Below are 15,886 nucleotides of genomic sequence, written 5' to 3'. Positions count from 1 at the left end.
CTGGGTCGTTAGCGACAATTTGCCACATCCAAAAGGTTACGGTCACCCTAAATCGGGTAGCAAAGTGACGGCTTTAAGCAATTCAATCGCCTTGTCCATCCCCACTTCCAGATTTTTTTCAATATCCGCCATGGTAATTTCGCCTTCGACAATGCCGGCGCCCCAATTAGCCACGACCGATATGTTGGCGTAATTAAGCCCTAATTCTCGCGCCAACGCGGCTTCCGGCATGCCGGTCATACCCACAAGATCGCAACCGTCCTGGGCCATGCGCTTGATCTCGGCGACGGTTTCCAGCCGCGGGCCTTGGGTGCAACCATAGGTACCGGCTTCCGTGATCGGAATCCCGCTATTGTGGGCCGCCTTGATAATGCGTTTGCGCAGAGGGGGGGAATAGGGCTCGGTAAAGTCGATATGGGTGACATGCTCCAAATCGTCGGCAAAAAACGTATGCTCGCGGCCATAGCTGTAATCTATGATTTGGTCCGGAATGGCGATATGGCCGGGAGCCATCAGCGCACCGATACCGCCTACCGCGGCGACGGCGATGATGTCGGTAACGCCCAGTTGTTTTGAGCCCCAGATATTGGCCCGGTAATTGATCTTATGCGGCGGAATACGGTGCGGATTGCCGTGCCGGGCCAAAAAAACCAGTTGTTTGCCGTTCATCTCGCCAAATACATAATCGGCGGATGGGCTGCCGAACGGGGTGTCCAGGCTTTGTTGGCCAGTGATGGTCAAACCGTTGATTTGAGTTAAGCCGGTGCCGCCGATAATTGCCAATGTCATAAAATGTCCTTGCAGGCATAAATGCCCGCCGCGTTTCTCAGATAACCTTTGTAATCCATGCCGTAGCCGAATAAATAATGGTTGGCCACCCGTAGGCCGACGAAATCCGCCCGTATGGGTTTATCGCAACCTAAATCCTTATCCAGTAATACGGCGCTATAAATTTCGGCGGCGCCTTGCTGCGCGCACCAGTCGACGATGGCTTTTAAGGTATGGCCTTCGTCGAGGATGTCGTCCACCAGCAAAACAGTGCGGTCTTGCAAGGGAGTTGTGGGTTTGAACAGCCAGTGTATTTCATTGCCGGAGGTTTGATTGCGGTAACGGCTGGCGTGTACGCTGTCCAGCGTCAACGGAAAATCCAGGCGCGGCAGCAGTTTGCCGGTAGCGATGATGCCGCCGTTGATCACGCATAATACCAGCGGGTTTTTACCGGCCAGTTGCCGGTTAATGTCGGCGGCCATTTTGTCCAAAGCCGCCTCCACGGCCGGTTCGTCATGCAGCAAGATGGCGTTTTGTTTGACTTGATTGATTTCGTTAAGCATGCGTTTCGGTCAGTTGTAAAATTTGGGCGGCGGCTTGCCGCCACGGTTCGGATTTAAGCAAATGGGTGCGATCGAGTTTGGGGCGGCCGCGCATGGCTTGCAGGCGGCGTTCCCGGTCGCTGTTTTGCGTGATGGGCAATTTGTCCAGCACTTGCTCGGCGGCGGCGGGGTTATTGCAGACCAGCAGCATATCGCAACCGGCTTGTTGGGCCAACTGAGCGCGATCCAGGAAGTCGCCGACGCCGGCGGCGCCCTCCATGCTCAAATCGTCGCTGAATATGGCGCCATCGAAGCCCAGTTCTTGCCGCAGAATCCGTTGCAACCAGATTTCGGAAAAGCCGGCCGGCATTTCATCGACTTCGGTGTAAACCACGTGTGCAGGCATGATGGCTTCCAGGCCTTGTTCGATCAAGGCCCGAAACGGCAACAAATCCCGCGCGCGAATCTCCGCCAGCGGCCGCGGGTCGACCGGCAATGCCAGGTGCGAATCCGCCGCCACCGCGCCGTGGCCGGGAAAGTGTTTCCCGGTGGCGGCCATGCCGGCCGAACGCATGCCTTTTACAAATGCTCCCGCCAATTGCGCGGCTTGTTCCGGTTCCAGCGCAAAAGCCCGGTTGCCGATAATTTCGCTGATGCCGCAATCGACATCCAGCACCGGCGCGAAACTGAAATCGACATCCACCGACAGCACTTCGGCGGCCATCAACCAGCCGGCTGTTTCAGCCAGTTCGGGGGTTGCCGCGTAACAAATCGCCGGGGGCAGCCGGGTAAAACCGTTTTTAAAACGTTGCACGCGGCCGCCTTCCTGGTCGACGGCCACTAAAATATCGCCTTTGCGGGCCGCCCGAATGGCTTTGACCAAGGCCAGAATTTGTTCGGGGTTGTCATAATTTCGGGCGAATAAAATTAAGGCGCCGGTGTTGGGGTGGTTGATTTTTTCCTTATCCAAGGCGGACAGGTCGTGGCCTTCCAGGTCTATCATGACCGGGCCTATAGGGAGAGCTCTCATGGCGGTAATCGGTAAAAATGGAATATACTGCTAGGCAGTTAGCACAGACATTATAAGAGGAAACACTATGCAAAAAGTTATTTTATTGGCCGCTCTGCTGTTGTTGCCCATGTTGGGTTTTGCCGGAGACGATAAAGCCGAAGAGGCCGGCCCGGTCATCGAATACATAGACATGCAACCTAAATTCACCGTGAATCTGGCCGAGCCTAAAAAATACCTGCTGGTGAATGTGCAATTATTGGTTGAAGGCGCGGAGTCCGTGGAAAAGGTCAAAAAGCACCTGCCGATGCTGCGCCATGAATTGATCATGATGCTGAGCGGCATGCATGTGGCCGATTTGCAAACCATGGAACAGCGCGAAGCGTTACGTGCAAAAACCAAGGAATTAATCGCCACGTCGCTGGGTAAAGTGGAAAACAGCGATGGGTTTAGAGACGTATTTTTCTCGGAGTTTTTGGTTAATTGACGAGGGGGATTGAACAGCCGGATAAGCGAAGGAGCTTGCCGCCTTTAAAAATCCGCCAGAAGACGGAAAGGCCGCGGAAGATCGAGAAGAAAACCTCGTATCATTCCCACGCAATACGCTAATCGGTAAACTCGGTTAACGAACGATTGCCGGCCCGCTTATCCCGCAGCCGCGCCGCTACCGCAAATAACGCTAATTCGACTTTCCGGCTAAGCATATGCTCTTGCCGAAATGAGCTGCGTTCTTTTTTCATGCACATTATCAGCACATTCAAAAGCTCAGATAATTTCTGTTCGTTCGATAGCCGTTCCAAGTAAGTTAAAGCACTATTTTGCAAATCAAATCCTTCGCAATTGGCCAATTTGCTTTTCAAACAAGCGTGCCAAACTGCTTGTTCCGGGCCCAGCCAATAATTCACATAGGGCATCGTTATGGCGATTTCCAAGCCTTTCGGGTCCATGTCACTGAAGACAATGACTGTTCTGTCGCTGCCGAAACGGTCCACAAAATCACGGCAGACACGGGCCTTGGCGCCGCTTTTGTAATCGCCGCGATAGACCCATAAGGCTTGCGGGTCGATACAGGGAATTTGCCAGCTATGGCACAGCGGCATGATGGCCAGGTTTTCAACCACGACGATAGTTTGGTGCTGGATGGTTTCTATGCCGGAACTCAGACAAAGCAGGCCGGCCGAGGCAATGCTTTGCGGGTGCAGTGGAATTTCAACGTTGTTGATTCGAAGCATGCCGTCGACACTGTTCAACAAAAGCTGGTCATGGCTGGCCGGCTTGCCGGCCAGCTTTTCGTTGGCGTGGTATTGGGCCATCTCCAAACGATCGGCTGGCAATTGCTCGGTCGTGAACGGATCCAGGTCCAATTCGGCTTTTATTTGCTGGCGCAAATGGCGCTTGTCGTCGGCGCTGAAAATCAAACAGTTGTTGCTGACATAGCCGCAACTATAACGCGACATAACCCTTTGGCCAACCGGTACAATTTTCCGTTTCGTGGTTTGCGCCGGCTTGTTTCTAACCAGTACACTGATCCACTGGTACATTTCTCTATCCATGTCATTCTTTCCGTCACTCATGTCAGGCGACCCGCTGCAGCAGAATTTCTTCTATGATCTGGTTGCCGTTATAGCCTGCCAGGTTTTCGCCTTGCATGTCCAGGGTAATCGCGCGGCGCATGCGCCGCGGCAGGCAGCAATATTGGGCGAACACCATGTCCAGCCACAACTCGACTTTTACTTCTTTGTCTAAGTTCTGCTCGCACCAATACTGCAGTGCCGAAACCTTGCGGCCTTGCAGTTCCAGGGCCAATGCGAACAGGTTTTCGATATGGATTTCGTATTCGTCTCGAGCTTGCGTCTTTAGTTCGGGAGTCCGGGTATCCAAAGGCGATGAGGTGCTGTCCCTTACCAAAGGCGCGACGGGTTTGGCTTGACGCCGCAGTTCCTGAACGATGGCGGTTAAGTCGGCTTGTAATGCCGGGTTGGATGGGTTGATGCAGGGGTGCTGCGCCAGTCCGGCACCACGCCGCAATAATGCCGGCATGCCGGCATCCTCGCTCCAGTCCAAAGGATTCCATTCCGGATGTTTCCGCAAATACTGCGCCATGGCCCGGCAGCGGTTGGCGGTTTGTTCTTGCAACCGCAATTTGAACAATAATTCCTTCATACGGCCGACGATGCTGGTCAAGCGTTCGACGACGCTTTTGTATTGGTCGATGAAGCGGATAATTTTGCGGCTTAGCGCCGGTGGTATTGAACTCCAGCTTAGCCAATCGTAACAGTCGTCGATTCTGACGTGATTCAATTCCCGCACCAATTGCTGGGCATAGGCGAGGGCTCGCTGGTTCTGCCGGATCTTGCTATTGAGGGAGCTGACGAAGCCGAATTGGCTAGTGATTGCGGCGAACATCACGCTTAGGCTGTTTTCCAAGGCTTCGATCGCTTCGTACAGGGTATCGTCTATCTGTTCCAAATGAAATTGGGCCTCGTCTTGTTGGTTCTGTTCCAGCGCGCGGCGGTAGTCGTCGATGTCCTCTTCGATGCCGACGATAATTTTCGCCATGTTGATGTTTTGCTGATAACGCTGGTTGCGCAGTAACAGGCGGTCGATCAGGCGTTTTATATCGGAGGTCAAGCGATATTCGTCGGCGCTGTCGGCCGTGCGCAAGATGCCGGATTTTTTCAGACTATCGATGCTGCTACGGTTGTTGTCGTCGGCAAACAAGGTGCCGTTAATGTAGGTGTGCGCCAATAACTGATCGGCGCTTGCCAGCTTGCGGATCAGTCCGGCAATTTGCTCGTGGTCGAAACTCATAAGAACAGTTCCTGCTGTTCGCTATCTTCTGCACTGAGCGTGTGTTGATCCAGCTCCAGATTTTCGGCGTCATTCAGGAAGGCGATGATCTTATGCAGATAATTGATCTTGCCGGTAGCGATGTAAATCGAAGCCAGGGCATTGGGTCTAATCAAATAGCCGCTTTGTTCCAGTTTCTGCAGCACCCAGGACAGCTGCTCGTTGAGGCTGGATTTGTTGGTTTTAAACAGGCTTAATTGGGTCAGGCGATTCAATTGCTCAGCCAACGACGGTTCGTGCTCGATGGCTTGCAGCAATTGATGCAGGCGAATTTGGTCGCGGGCCCGGATCGGCATATCCTGGCCCAGCGCGGTCATCACCATATCCATCCATTCCACTACCGGCCGTAATTGTGAGCGCAACTCGGCAAAGGCTTCTTTGATCGCGCCGCGATTACTGTCGTCGACTACTGTGTAGGCCGCGTAAAACAATTCGCCGTCCAGATTGAGTAATTCCCGGTCCAACGGCTGCAAAAACGCGTTGACTTTGTCTGCGTTGGCCGCTTGCGCTAAATATTCATAGGCATCCGGGTAGGCGGTCGGACAAATGAAGTGGCCGCTGAGCAGGGCTTCGGCGACGTGCTTAAACATAATCGTTCTCCTTGTCGGTCCGCGCGTTCAACAGTTGCTCCAGTTTGCTGGGCGGCAGTTCCACCTCGTGCAATTTTTGCTGGGTTAGCAGATAGCGGCGTTTGAACAGGGCCAGCACGTGGCGGTCGGCAGTTGGCGTTGCCGACAGTATCTGAATGTTCTGTTTGGCCAGTAAATTCATCATGGCTTCGATATTTTCCGGTGCCAGATCGCCCAATTCGTCGATGGGCCAACAGACTACGGTCGGGTTTTGCTTGCGCAGCATCGCGGTGATGCCGGTGAAGAAGGTGATCAAGGCCAGATAGGACAAGCCGGTAGAGCTGATGTCTTTCAATTCCCGGGAATTGCGTGCGCGTTTGAGCTGGCCGTTTTCGAAGATGCTGAATTCGATGTCGAATAAGCTCAGATGCTTGATCTTGACGCCGGTGGCCGGCAGCAACGCGGTAAGTTCGCTCATGGCTAGTACCAAGCCAACGGGTATGTCGTGCGAACCGCTTAAATCCGTATTATCGCGGTATTGGCCGTAATGGTCTCCGAACTTCTTCAAGGCTTGCCAGTATTCCAGGTCGCTCATTTTGGAGCGAATATTGACGGTGATTTCGCCCAACGCAGCGAAATAGCGTTCTTCGCTGACATACTTGGATAGTTCGCTCCCCGTGCTTTTGATTGCCCGGTCGAAATTATGCAAATGTTGATAAAAGGTGTTGACGCTGGCGGCATGTAACTCGATTTGTTGCGTCGTCGCTTGCTTGACGTGGCCGACCATCTGTAGCACGTCGTTCAATGGCTGCTCGATCTCCAGCGCCTCGGCCTGAAAAAACTCGCTACGGTTGGCGGCGGAAGTCAGCGCCTGCGACCAGGCTTCCGCCAATTGGCTACACTGGTGTTTATTGAACAACTGTATCAGGGTTTGCTTTCCGGTTTGAATCTCGCGCTCTTGGTGCTTGCGTTCCTTGAGGCTGTCTTGAGCCAGGCGCGGCAGCGAACCGGGGGCGTATTCGGGTAAACCTGCGGCGCAGACCGGTGGGCAGTTGCGAAGCTGTTCGATACATTGCTCCAATTGCGCTAACAGACTGTTGTTTTTCTTGAGTTGTTCTTCCTGATGAGTAATGTGCTGATTCAGCTGCGCCCGCTGCCGTTGAAAATCCTGTTTCAGCCGACTAATCTCATCGTTTAACTGCTGAATGTTGCGTTGGCAGTCGTCGCGCTGTCGACACAGTTCGGGATGCCGATGCCAGCGTTTTTGCAGCCAGTCTTGATAGTCATCGGCCTTGCGCTGATAATCGCGCGCTACCTGTTCCTTGCCTTTGATTGTCTCCAGCTCTTTTGTCCGTGTAAGTATGGTGTCGTCGGCTCCACTCTCAGCGAGGTCGCTTTTCAATTGTTGCTGGATGCGGCGCTGTTCCAGTTTGAACCGTTCGCTGTCCAGTTCGATTTGCTCGTTAATCGTGGCCAACAGGTTTTCGCAATCCGATTCGATGATGCCCTTGCGTCCCAGGTATTCGTTACGCAGGTTTTGCAACGCTTGGCCGTGTTCGCTTTCGATGCCGGTCAGGGTTTTGTCGCAGGCTTCGATGTCGGCGGATAAACGGGCGATTTCCTGTTCCAACTGTCGCTTGGCTTTTTCGGTTTCGGCTTTAATCTGATCGGCCAGTGCATTGGCTTCGCTGCGCAGATTTTCCTCCTGGTTCTCGGCCTGTTTAACGCCTTGTTGAGCTTGACCCAACGCCGATTTAGCTTGCTCGCGCAGTTTGTTGGCGGCTTGCAGGCCGGCCTCCAGGTCGTCGTATTCTTTGTTTATCCGGTTTACCGTTTCGAACAGGGCTATTTCTTCCTGTTCCAGCCCGGCCTTGTCGGCGCTGAGATAGCCGCGGTCGGCCAACGCGTCCAAATTGATGTTCAGGCCATAAAAATCCCGGCCGGTTTGGGCGTTCCATTGCGGGTCCAGGCCTTTATGGTCCAACAATTCCGGGGCGATAACCCGGCCTATGCTTTGCTGCCAGCCTTCGGCTTCTTGCTCCAGATAATGTTGTAGGGAACCGGGTTCCGGCCGTAGACGTTTTTGGCATTCGGCGTGTCGTTCTCGGGCCCGCCATAATTCGGCTTTCTTATCCTTGAGTTCCAGCTCGGTTTGCTGATAGTGGTTCAAGCGACTCTGGTAGTCGGTTTGCGCTTCGGCTTGAGCCTGATAAGCGTGTTTAGAGGCTTTGCCGGCGGTTTCCAAGGCATCGCGGTTTTTATGCCGCAGCTCGATCGACGCAGCCGGAATGGTTGGGTTTTTCAGCTGGTTTTGCTCGATTTGAAATTCGGTTAAAAATTGCGCGCGCTGCTCTTTGACGGGGTGCAAACGGGCTTCTTTGGCCTGTAGCAAACTATCCTTGCGTTGCTGGAATTCCGTGTCGGCTGCCCGCAGGCTTTGGCTTTGCAGCAGTTCGGCGTTTGATGCTTGCTGGCGCTTGAATTGGGTTTGGGTCTCGTGTCGGTGTTCAAGTTCAATTAATTGCTTTTCGTAAAACCGCTTGATTTCTTGGGTCTTCTGTTCCAAAGCATCCAGCTCGGCTTGAATGTCCTGCTGTTGCTTGGCGTATTGTTCGGCTTGTGCACCTCTGATCGCAAAGCTTTCGGCGCCTTGCTCCTCGAAAGCCAGTTTTTGCGCTTCCAGAGCTTCGATCTGGTAGCGCAAATCAGTCAAACGGCCATTGGCTTCCATCAAGGCATCTGTTTTGGGTTCCAATTCCTGCTGATACGCTTGCTGCAGTTGCTCGCGCTGCCGAAGCGATTCTGCCTGGCTGGCTTTAAGTTCTTCGGTTTCCTGTTCGCAGTCCTTGTGTTTGGCGCGGGCCTGGAAGTGCAGGTGAGACAAGGACTTCAGGCTTTGTTTCAACTCGGCGATGGTTTGCAAGAGCCGATCGAAATCCGCGCGTTTGGCTTCGATTTCCCGTGACGCGCTCAAATCCGCCAGCCAGGCGTCAATGTGTTGTTTGTTGAGCTGAAAGGGCAGTTGTTCGTCCTCGTTTTGCAAAAAACTCTGACTGAGTTTACCTCGGGAGATATCGATCAGCATTTGCTTGATAACGTCGAAATCGCCGATTTTCTCGATCACGCAGCCTATGACTTTTTCAATGTGATTGATTGGAGAGGCGGCCATGGCATAGCGATTTTGCAGCAGGCGCAGGTCTTTTTTGCCGCCGGTCAGCTGATGGCATTGGATCACGCTGCAATAGTCGTCGACCGCCAGGAAACGGGATGCTTCGTACGGGCGATACAAGCGCTCTATGCTTAGCGCATCGCGCGAATAGCCGGTTTCGGCGATATAAAAGCTCTGCTGGTACGGTGCGTCGATGAATTTGTATTTGGCGGCGCGGCCTTCGTTACTTTGTACCATCACATGGCAGATCTGACCATGCGGGCGTTGGTATTCGTACACCAGATAGCTGCCGGAGTGCGGCAGGTAATAATCCAAAAAGCCTTTCTTGCTGCCGCTGCCGGCGACGATATTGCTGGGCCGTTCGCCCCAGAACAACTGCATCAAGCGTAAAAAAGTGGTTTTGCCGGCACCGTTGGTGCCGCTGAGGTTGGTATGGCCGTCCAGCTTCAGTAACACGGTCTTGCCGGGCCAAAAGCTGTCGATCAGGATGATTTTCTGCAGGCGATAGTAGTGAGGCATCTTTTTCCTTAAAGTGTTTCAATAACGGCTTAAGCGCGGAGAGGCTATTGATTTATACAAGCAATTGTTTGGCAGCGGCGAAATCTTGTAATTGCATTAATAGCTGTTGGTTGGCGCCGGGTCGATTTTGCAGCGCTTGCAAATAGTCGTTAAACCCGGCCAAAGTACAGCCGCTTTCAGGATTAAACAATCTGTCGCGGCAAAACTGTTGCCAACGCTGACTTTCATCCGGATTCAGCGTGTGCGGATAATTCCGGCCGCGATAACGGAACAACATTTCGGGCAGACGCGCATCGTCGAAGTCGGCGGGAAAGTTCGCCAGTTTTTGCGGAGGCGTTTGCCGGATTTTTTGCATGGCGGTTTTGTCTTTGGGGCTGAAAAACCCCCCGCTATAAATCATCACATCGGGGTCGTTCGGGGTGTCCGCATAGTCGCGTCTGAAAACCGCCGCCAATTTTTGTGCTAATGCCGTACCGGCGGCCGACTTAATACGCTCCAAATGCGCCTGGCATTGGTTTAAATCCAGCGCGAGGCGGTGCGCATCCGCCGGCCGGATGACCGACAGGGGCGCCAAAACCGGGCTTTTATTGATGTGCACGGTTTTCAACGCAATCCGCTCGACATTCTCAGGTAAATCCTGGCTGGCGACAAACAGCCTCTGCTGTATCTCCTCGGCACTGAGCGTCAATAAAGCCGAGGGATCGACGGACAAGTCGTAGACAATCACTTCGTTGCCGTTACGCGGATGCGGATAGAGCGGCAGCACAACCGCCAGACAGTTTTTACTGGCCGGAAACCGTCCGGACACATGCACCAAGGGCTTAAAGCTACCCGGATCCAACAAGGCCTGCGCGGCTTGTTTATGCCGGTTGGCATAGAGGTACTCGTACAGCTTGGGCTGCCTTTGTTTGATCAATCGGGCCAGAGCGATGGTGGCATGGACGTCGGATAGGGCATCATGGGCAGCCTGATGGGCGATGCCGTTGGCTTGTGTCAGCTCTTCCAGACGAAAGCTGGCGATGCCGTCCGCATTCACCGGCCAGTTGATGCCATCCGGACGCAAGGCGCGGGCGGCGCGGGCAATGTCGATCAAGTCCCAGCGGGAATTGCCGTTTTGCCATTCCCGCGCATAGGGGTCGTAAAAATTCCGGTATAGCAGGTTACGGGTCACTTCATCGTCGAAGCGGATACTGTTGTAACCGATGCCGCAGGTGCCGGCTTGCGACAATTGTTGGTGAATAATGCCGATGAATTCGGCTTCGCAAACACCTTTTTCGCTGGCCAATTGCGGCGTGATGCCGGTGATCAGGCAGGCCTCGGGATTCGGCAAATAATCGTCCGCCGTTTTGCAATACAGCATCAGCGGCTCGCCGATGACATTAAAATCCGTATCGGTGCGAATCCCGGCAAACTGGCAGGCGCGGTCGCGTTGCGGGTCGGTGCCGAAGGTTTCGTAATCGTGCCAATAAAAAGTCGTTGCGGTCATCGTTAAGGCGAGTTGTCATTGAAAAAACCGGGAAATATTCCGCAACTGAACTTTTGCGGATACCCGAGCCGGGAATTTATTTTATAATCGCATGTTCAATTTTATGTGACCACCATTAGGAACGTGTTATGAAAAAAACCTCGCTACTTATTTCGGCTGCCTTATTGATGTTTACCGGTGTGGTTAACGCCCATGGCCCGGTCAGAGCAAAAATGACCGCGACTATCACCATTGACGCGCCGGCCGCCAAGGTTTGGGATGTCATCAAGGATTACGGCGATATGTCATGGCACCCCAGCATCAAAAGCGTAAAGGGCGGCGGCAACGATAAAGGGGCGGTTCGTACCTTGACCTTAGGTAACGGCGGCACCATTACCGAAGAGCTGAAATCGCATGACGACAGCAAAATGGCGTACAAATACAAAATCACCGACATGAGCTCAACCGGTACTATCAAACATGCCGGTCAAGACGAAGAAATTCCGGTATTGCCGGTCGGCAACTATGCGGCCGAAATTGCGGTTGAAGATAAAGGCGGCAAAGCCGAAGTGGAATGGGTTGCAACCTATTACCGCGCCTACGTTAACAACAACCCGCCCGCGGAATTGAACGAAGAAGCCGCGGATAAAGCGGTTACCGCCGTATTAACTACCGGTCTGGAAGCATTGGCTAAAAAAGTCGCGCCCAGCGGCAAAGCCGAGGTAAAAATCGACATCAAACGCTAATATTGCCTGTCCGGTTTCCATCGTCCGATGGAAACCGCTTTCCCGCCTGCCTTTGAGTACCCATGTCCAAACCATCGATTGTTGTTATCGCATTTTTAACAGCCCTTGCAACCATGGCGAATGCGCGGCCGCATGCCTTTATTACCAATCAACTGGATAACACGGTTTCCGTGATCGATACCGACCGGCAACAGGTTGTCGACACGGTTCGGGTGATGGGAAAGCCGGCGGGTGTTGCGGTCAATCCCGCCAAGAATCACATTTACATCAGTACCCCCGAGGGCGGCGGATTCGCGGTAATGGATAGCGGAACGTTTAAAGTTCTGCGGACCGTCAGAGTCGGCGGGGCATCCCTGGGTATTGCGGTGGACAAAGCTGGCGAACAAGTATTTGTCGCCGATTGGTACGAGCATTCGATAACGGTTTTCGATACCCAAACGTTTGCGCAAATCGCTGTCATCAGCGTTGGAAAATCGCCTTCCGGCATGACGGTCAGTCCGGATAATAAATGGCTGTATGTAGCCAACCGGGTTGATGATTCCATCTCTCAAATCGATCTCAAAAAACTCAGCATCAGAAACACTACTAAAGTCGGCGCCCATCCGTTTGGGATTGCCGTCGATAGTAAAGGTAAGCGGCTGTATACCGCCAATGTGGAAAGCGACGATGTGACGGTGTTGGATACCCGTCGGATGAAAAAGGTGGCCACGTTAAAAGTCGGTGCCAGACCCTATGCGGTCACCCTGGCCATGAACGATAGCTTGTTATTTGTCACTAATCAGGACGACGGCACGGTGTCCGCCATCGATACGGCAAGTTTGAAAACCCTGGCGGTGATCGAGGTAGGCGATAAACCCGAAGGAATCAGCACGCATCCGGACGGCCGTTTCGTGTATGTTGCCAACTGGTTCGATAACAATGTTTCGGTAATTGACGCCAAAACGCTTGAGTGGGTATATACCATCAATACAGGGGAGGGCAGTCGTGCCTTCGGCGAGTTTATCAGCCCCTGATCGCTTATGGTACACTGCGCGGCGAATTAACCACTTTGAGAACGCAATGGCAGAAACTGTAGAAGAATTAACCATCCGCTACGAAGACGGCGGCATTGAAACCGTCAAGGAACTGGACAAAAAAGTATTAAGTAAGGGGGCTTGGGCAACGGTAATTTACCGTTATCAGGACTGGGAGCCCGGCAAGGAACAATATAGTCAGGACAGATTCAGCATTCGCCGTTATCAAAAGCGCAACGGCGAATACCAGCAAAAATCCAAATTTAATATTTCCAGCGAAAAACAAGCTCAGGAAATAATCGAGGCTTTGCAGGGTTGGCTGGCGGATAAGTAACCGAATTCGAGCGGGGCAGGGCAACGATTTTGCTGTCCCGCATCAATCCACCCATTCGTAAATCTCCGTCAATAGCGGGTCGCATTTACAACAACCGGTACCGCACTGACTGCCGACCGGCGATATTCTTACCTTGCCTTTGTCGATCCATTTTCCTAGCATGCCGCGCAACGCATTGGCGTCGACATGAAAATGCAACACCAAATCGTTCAGCGTGACCCGGCGTTTGTCTTGCAGATAGTTACGTAAATCGGACAGAATCACGACACTGCTCCTGTATTATGACGCACGCCGTAAAAGCGTAATAGCGATATTACGGCAACAAACATCAACGTTAATAAGGCAAACCAAAAGCCGGCGGTGGCTGGATGCTCGGCAAATGTCATGCCTTGATAAAACAGCGTCGCTGTCAGGTAGGCTAGAAAAGTCGTCCAACTCACCACGAATAACGTCCAGCCGGTACTGGTTTCTTTATAAATAGCCGCGGTGGCCGCCACGCAAGGAGCGTAAAGCAAAATAAACAACAGGTAGGCAAAGGCGCCGACTTGGCCGTCGAATTGATTTTGCATGACACCGAAAGTGGCGATTTTCACTTCCTGTTGTTCGGCCGCCGCGGCCACATCGTTTACATTGGCTATGCCCAAACCCAGAGGGTCCAATAATCTGTCGGCTATCTCGGCTAAATTATCGGGAACGGTTTGGCACGCCGCCAACAAAGCTTGTTGCAAGTCGAAGGTTGGTTCATCGGTTTGCCCCGCAGCGGTAGCCATTTGACTGTATAGCGCATCCAATGTGCCGACAACGGCTTCCTTGGCCAGCACGCCGGTAAAAATGCCGACGGTTGCCGGCCAGTTGTCCTCGCGGATGCCCATGGGTCGAAATACCGGGGTCAATACCCGGCCAATCTGGCTCAGTACCGATTTTTCGCTGTTTTCCTGGCCGAAACTGCCATCCGTACCCAACGAATTCAGTATATTCAGTACCAATACCATCGGTACGATGACTTTGCCGGCATTAAAAATAAAGGTTTTCAGTCTGTCCCAGGTTTTGATGTAAATGCCGCGTAGGGTAGGCAGGTGATAGGTCGGTAGTTCCATCAAGAACGGGGTCGGTTCGCCTTGCAACAAAGTATGCCGCATGATCAGACCGGTGAATACCGCCACCAGTATGCCGAACAGATAAAGGCCGAAGACCAGATTTTGGCCGCCGACCGGAAAAAAAGCCGCCGCAAATAACGCATAAACCGGCAAACGAGCGCCGCAGGACATGAAGGGATTCATCAGGTTGGTTAATATGCGGTCGCGTTGATTATCCAGCGTACGCGTGGCGATGATCGCCGGTACATTGCAGCCGAATCCCACGATCATCGGCACGAAGGACTTACCGGGCAGGCCGATCACGCACATGAATCGATCCATCACAAACGCCGCTCTGGACATATAGCCCGAATCTTCCAGCGCCGACAGAAAAATAAATAAAAAACCTACAATAGGAATAAATGTGGCGACTACCTGAATGCCGCCGCCGATGCCGTTGCTCAGTAATACCACCAGCCAATCCGGCCAGTGCATGGCGGTAAGCAGGGTGTTCATGCCGTCGACCAGTAATGCGCCTACCGCCTGGTCGAAAAAATCGACGAAGGCGCTGCCAATATTGATAGTGAACATAAACATGGCATACATCACCAGCAGGAAAACCGGAATGCCTAGAAAGCGGTTTAACACCACCGCATCGATTTGTTCGGTGGTATGGCGGGAAACTTCATTGATTTTACAAACGGATGCCTTTACCAGCTGATTCACCAAGCCGTAGCGGGCATCCGCCGCCAGAATGTCGATTTCGTCGTCAGTTTGGGTTTCGATAGTTTGGCGCAATGTTTCGGCGACCGCTTGCAAATGCGGGCCCGCCAGTTGTTTGGCCAAGGTATCGTTTTCCAACAGGCGTAAGGCCAGCCAGCGCAAATCGTAATGCGCTTTATGGGCCGCTAATTCAAGTTCTAGCGATGAAACGGATGATTCGATAGCCGGATGGTAAGTAACCGATAAGCCGGGAACAGTTGGATTATGGCAAGCCTGGTAAATGGTTTCGCGCAGTTCCTTCAAGCCTTGGCCCGTGGCGGCAACTACAGCGACAACAGGGCAGGACAGTTGCCTTGATAACTCGTCAAGATCGATTTTAATGCCGCGTTTTTTAACGGCATCCATCATATTCAGGACAATGATCATCGGCACCCGCATCTCAATCAGTTGCGAGGTTAGATAAAGATTGCGCTCTATATTGGAGGCATCGATGATATTGATGATAAGGTCGGCCTGCCGGGATGCGACATAATCGCGGGCAACCTTTTCATCCAGAGACACGCTGTCGTCGTCGGCTTCCAAGGAATAGGTGCCCGGCAAGTCGACAACCGCAATACGTTCGCCTTGAAATTGATATTCACCGGTTTTTTTCTCGACAGTAACGCCTGGCCAATTGCCGACATGCTGCCGGGAACCGGTTAAGGCATTGAACAGCGTGGTTTTCCCGCAATTGGGATTGCCGACAACACCGACCGTGAAATCATGGCTCATAGTTTTTCTATCATTAAAACAGAGGCCTCGTTTTTACGTAAAGATAACGAAAACCCGCGTAATTTGATTTCCACCGGGTCTCCCATCGGTGCAAAGCGGGTAATAGTAAACTCGGTTCCCGGTGTTAATCCCATCGCTAGCAGTTTTTTCCGATATGCACCGCCTGCCTGATCGAAACCCACGATACGAGCAGAATCGCCGGTCGCCAGCATCTTTAATGAAGTCATCATATACGGCCTGTAGCTAAAGGGTTATTAATAATGGTTCTCATTAAATGTAAATATAACACATCGGCATTAGCGATATAAATATTTATTTGATTTAACATAATA

General features: G+C 52.6%; 15 protein-coding genes. 4 read left to right on the top strand and 11 right to left on the bottom strand.

What is annotated here, in order from left to right; genetic code table 11:
• Positions 1-42 precede the first annotated feature (42 nt).
• From NP596_RS14585 to nagZ, 3 genes are read right to left on the bottom strand one after another with little or no spacing between them, the layout of a single operon-like run.
• Positions 43-789 carry an S-methyl-5'-thioinosine phosphorylase gene (locus NP596_RS14585; RefSeq protein ID WP_256616121.1) on the bottom strand — a complete coding sequence of 249 codons (747 nt, stop codon included), beginning with the start codon at positions 787-789 and terminating at the stop codon, positions 43-45.
• A complete protein-coding gene (locus NP596_RS14580) occupies positions 786-1,331 on the bottom strand; it encodes a hypoxanthine-guanine phosphoribosyltransferase (protein WP_256616120.1) in 546 nt (181 codons plus the stop codon). Before NP596_RS14580 ends, NP596_RS14585 begins: the two co-directional genes overlap by 4 nt.
• Complete coding sequence (gene nagZ / locus NP596_RS14575; protein WP_256616119.1) at positions 1,324-2,340, bottom strand: beta-N-acetylhexosaminidase; 1,017 nt, start codon at positions 2,338-2,340, stop codon at positions 1,324-1,326. Before nagZ ends, NP596_RS14580 begins: the two co-directional genes overlap by 8 nt.
• 67 nt (positions 2,341-2,407) lie before the next feature.
• Between nagZ and NP596_RS14570 the strand changes: the two genes are divergently transcribed.
• Positions 2,408-2,806, top strand: a complete 399-nt coding sequence (locus NP596_RS14570; RefSeq protein WP_256616118.1) for a flagellar basal body-associated FliL family protein — start codon at positions 2,408-2,410, stop codon at positions 2,804-2,806.
• Positions 2,807-2,924: 118 nt separating this feature from the next.
• Here NP596_RS14570 and NP596_RS14565 read toward each other — a convergent pair whose 3' ends face one another.
• From NP596_RS14565 to sbcB, 5 genes are all read right to left on the bottom strand, one after another.
• Positions 2,925-3,776, bottom strand: coding sequence for a DUF7281 domain-containing protein (locus tag NP596_RS14565; RefSeq protein WP_256616117.1), 852 nt, complete (start codon positions 3,774-3,776; stop codon positions 2,925-2,927).
• 118 nt (positions 3,777-3,894) lie between these two features.
• Complete coding sequence (locus NP596_RS14560; RefSeq protein WP_256616116.1) at positions 3,895-5,130, bottom strand: hypothetical protein; 1,236 nt, start codon at positions 5,128-5,130, stop codon at positions 3,895-3,897.
• Positions 5,127-5,759 (bottom strand): condensin complex protein MksE, encoded by a 633-nt coding sequence (locus NP596_RS14555; protein ID WP_256616115.1) that lies wholly within the window; start codon positions 5,757-5,759, stop codon positions 5,127-5,129. The genes NP596_RS14560 and NP596_RS14555 overlap by 4 nt, the downstream gene beginning before the upstream one ends.
• Positions 5,752-9,426, bottom strand: coding sequence for an ATP-binding protein (locus tag NP596_RS14550; RefSeq protein ID WP_256616114.1), 3,675 nt, complete (start codon positions 9,424-9,426; stop codon positions 5,752-5,754). The genes NP596_RS14555 and NP596_RS14550 overlap by 8 nt, the downstream gene beginning before the upstream one ends.
• A 52-nt stretch (positions 9,427-9,478) precedes the next feature.
• Positions 9,479-10,912 carry an exodeoxyribonuclease I gene (gene sbcB / locus NP596_RS14545; protein ID WP_256616113.1) on the bottom strand — a complete coding sequence of 478 codons (1,434 nt, stop codon included), beginning with the start codon at positions 10,910-10,912 and terminating at the stop codon, positions 9,479-9,481.
• Positions 10,913-11,040: 128 nt separating this feature from the next.
• Here sbcB and NP596_RS14540 point away from each other — a divergent pair, with 128 nt between their 5' ends.
• The 3 genes from NP596_RS14540 (at position 11,041) to NP596_RS14530 (ending at position 12,984) form a co-directional block, all read left to right on the top strand.
• Positions 11,041-11,637 carry an SRPBCC family protein gene (locus tag NP596_RS14540; protein WP_256616112.1) on the top strand — a complete coding sequence of 199 codons (597 nt, stop codon included), beginning with the start codon at positions 11,041-11,043 and terminating at the stop codon, positions 11,635-11,637.
• 113 nt (positions 11,638-11,750) lie between these two features.
• Complete coding sequence (locus NP596_RS14535) at positions 11,751-12,650, top strand: beta-propeller fold lactonase family protein (protein WP_256616111.1); 900 nt, start codon at positions 11,751-11,753, stop codon at positions 12,648-12,650.
• Between the two features lie 46 nt (positions 12,651-12,696).
• Entirely contained in the window at positions 12,697-12,984 is a 288-nt protein-coding gene (locus NP596_RS14530; RefSeq protein WP_256616110.1) for a hypothetical protein, read from the top strand.
• Between the two features lie 42 nt (positions 12,985-13,026).
• On the opposite strand, the gene NP596_RS14525 is transcribed toward NP596_RS14530, so the two are convergent.
• Genes NP596_RS14525 through NP596_RS14515 form a run of 3 tightly spaced genes read right to left on the bottom strand, consistent with a single transcriptional unit; the run spans position 13,027 to position 15,784 of the window.
• Entirely contained in the window at positions 13,027-13,248 is a 222-nt protein-coding gene (locus tag NP596_RS14525; protein WP_256616109.1) for a FeoC-like transcriptional regulator, read from the bottom strand.
• Positions 13,245-15,554 carry a Fe(2+) transporter permease subunit FeoB gene (gene feoB, locus NP596_RS14520; RefSeq protein ID WP_256616108.1) on the bottom strand — a complete coding sequence of 770 codons (2,310 nt, stop codon included), beginning with the start codon at positions 15,552-15,554 and terminating at the stop codon, positions 13,245-13,247. Before feoB ends, NP596_RS14525 begins: the two co-directional genes overlap by 4 nt.
• Entirely contained in the window at positions 15,551-15,784 is a 234-nt protein-coding gene (locus tag NP596_RS14515; protein WP_256616107.1) for a FeoA family protein, read from the bottom strand. The genes feoB and NP596_RS14515 overlap by 4 nt, the downstream gene beginning before the upstream one ends.
• Between the last annotated feature and the right edge of the window lie 102 nt (positions 15,785-15,886).

Origin of the sequence: Methylomonas rivi (assembly GCF_024505165.1) — a bacterium.
Lineage (GTDB): Bacteria > Pseudomonadota > Gammaproteobacteria > Methylococcales > Methylomonadaceae > Methylomonas > Methylomonas rivi.
The sequence above is the reverse complement of the archived record's forward strand: the minus strand, read 5'-3'. Positions and strand labels throughout refer to the sequence as shown.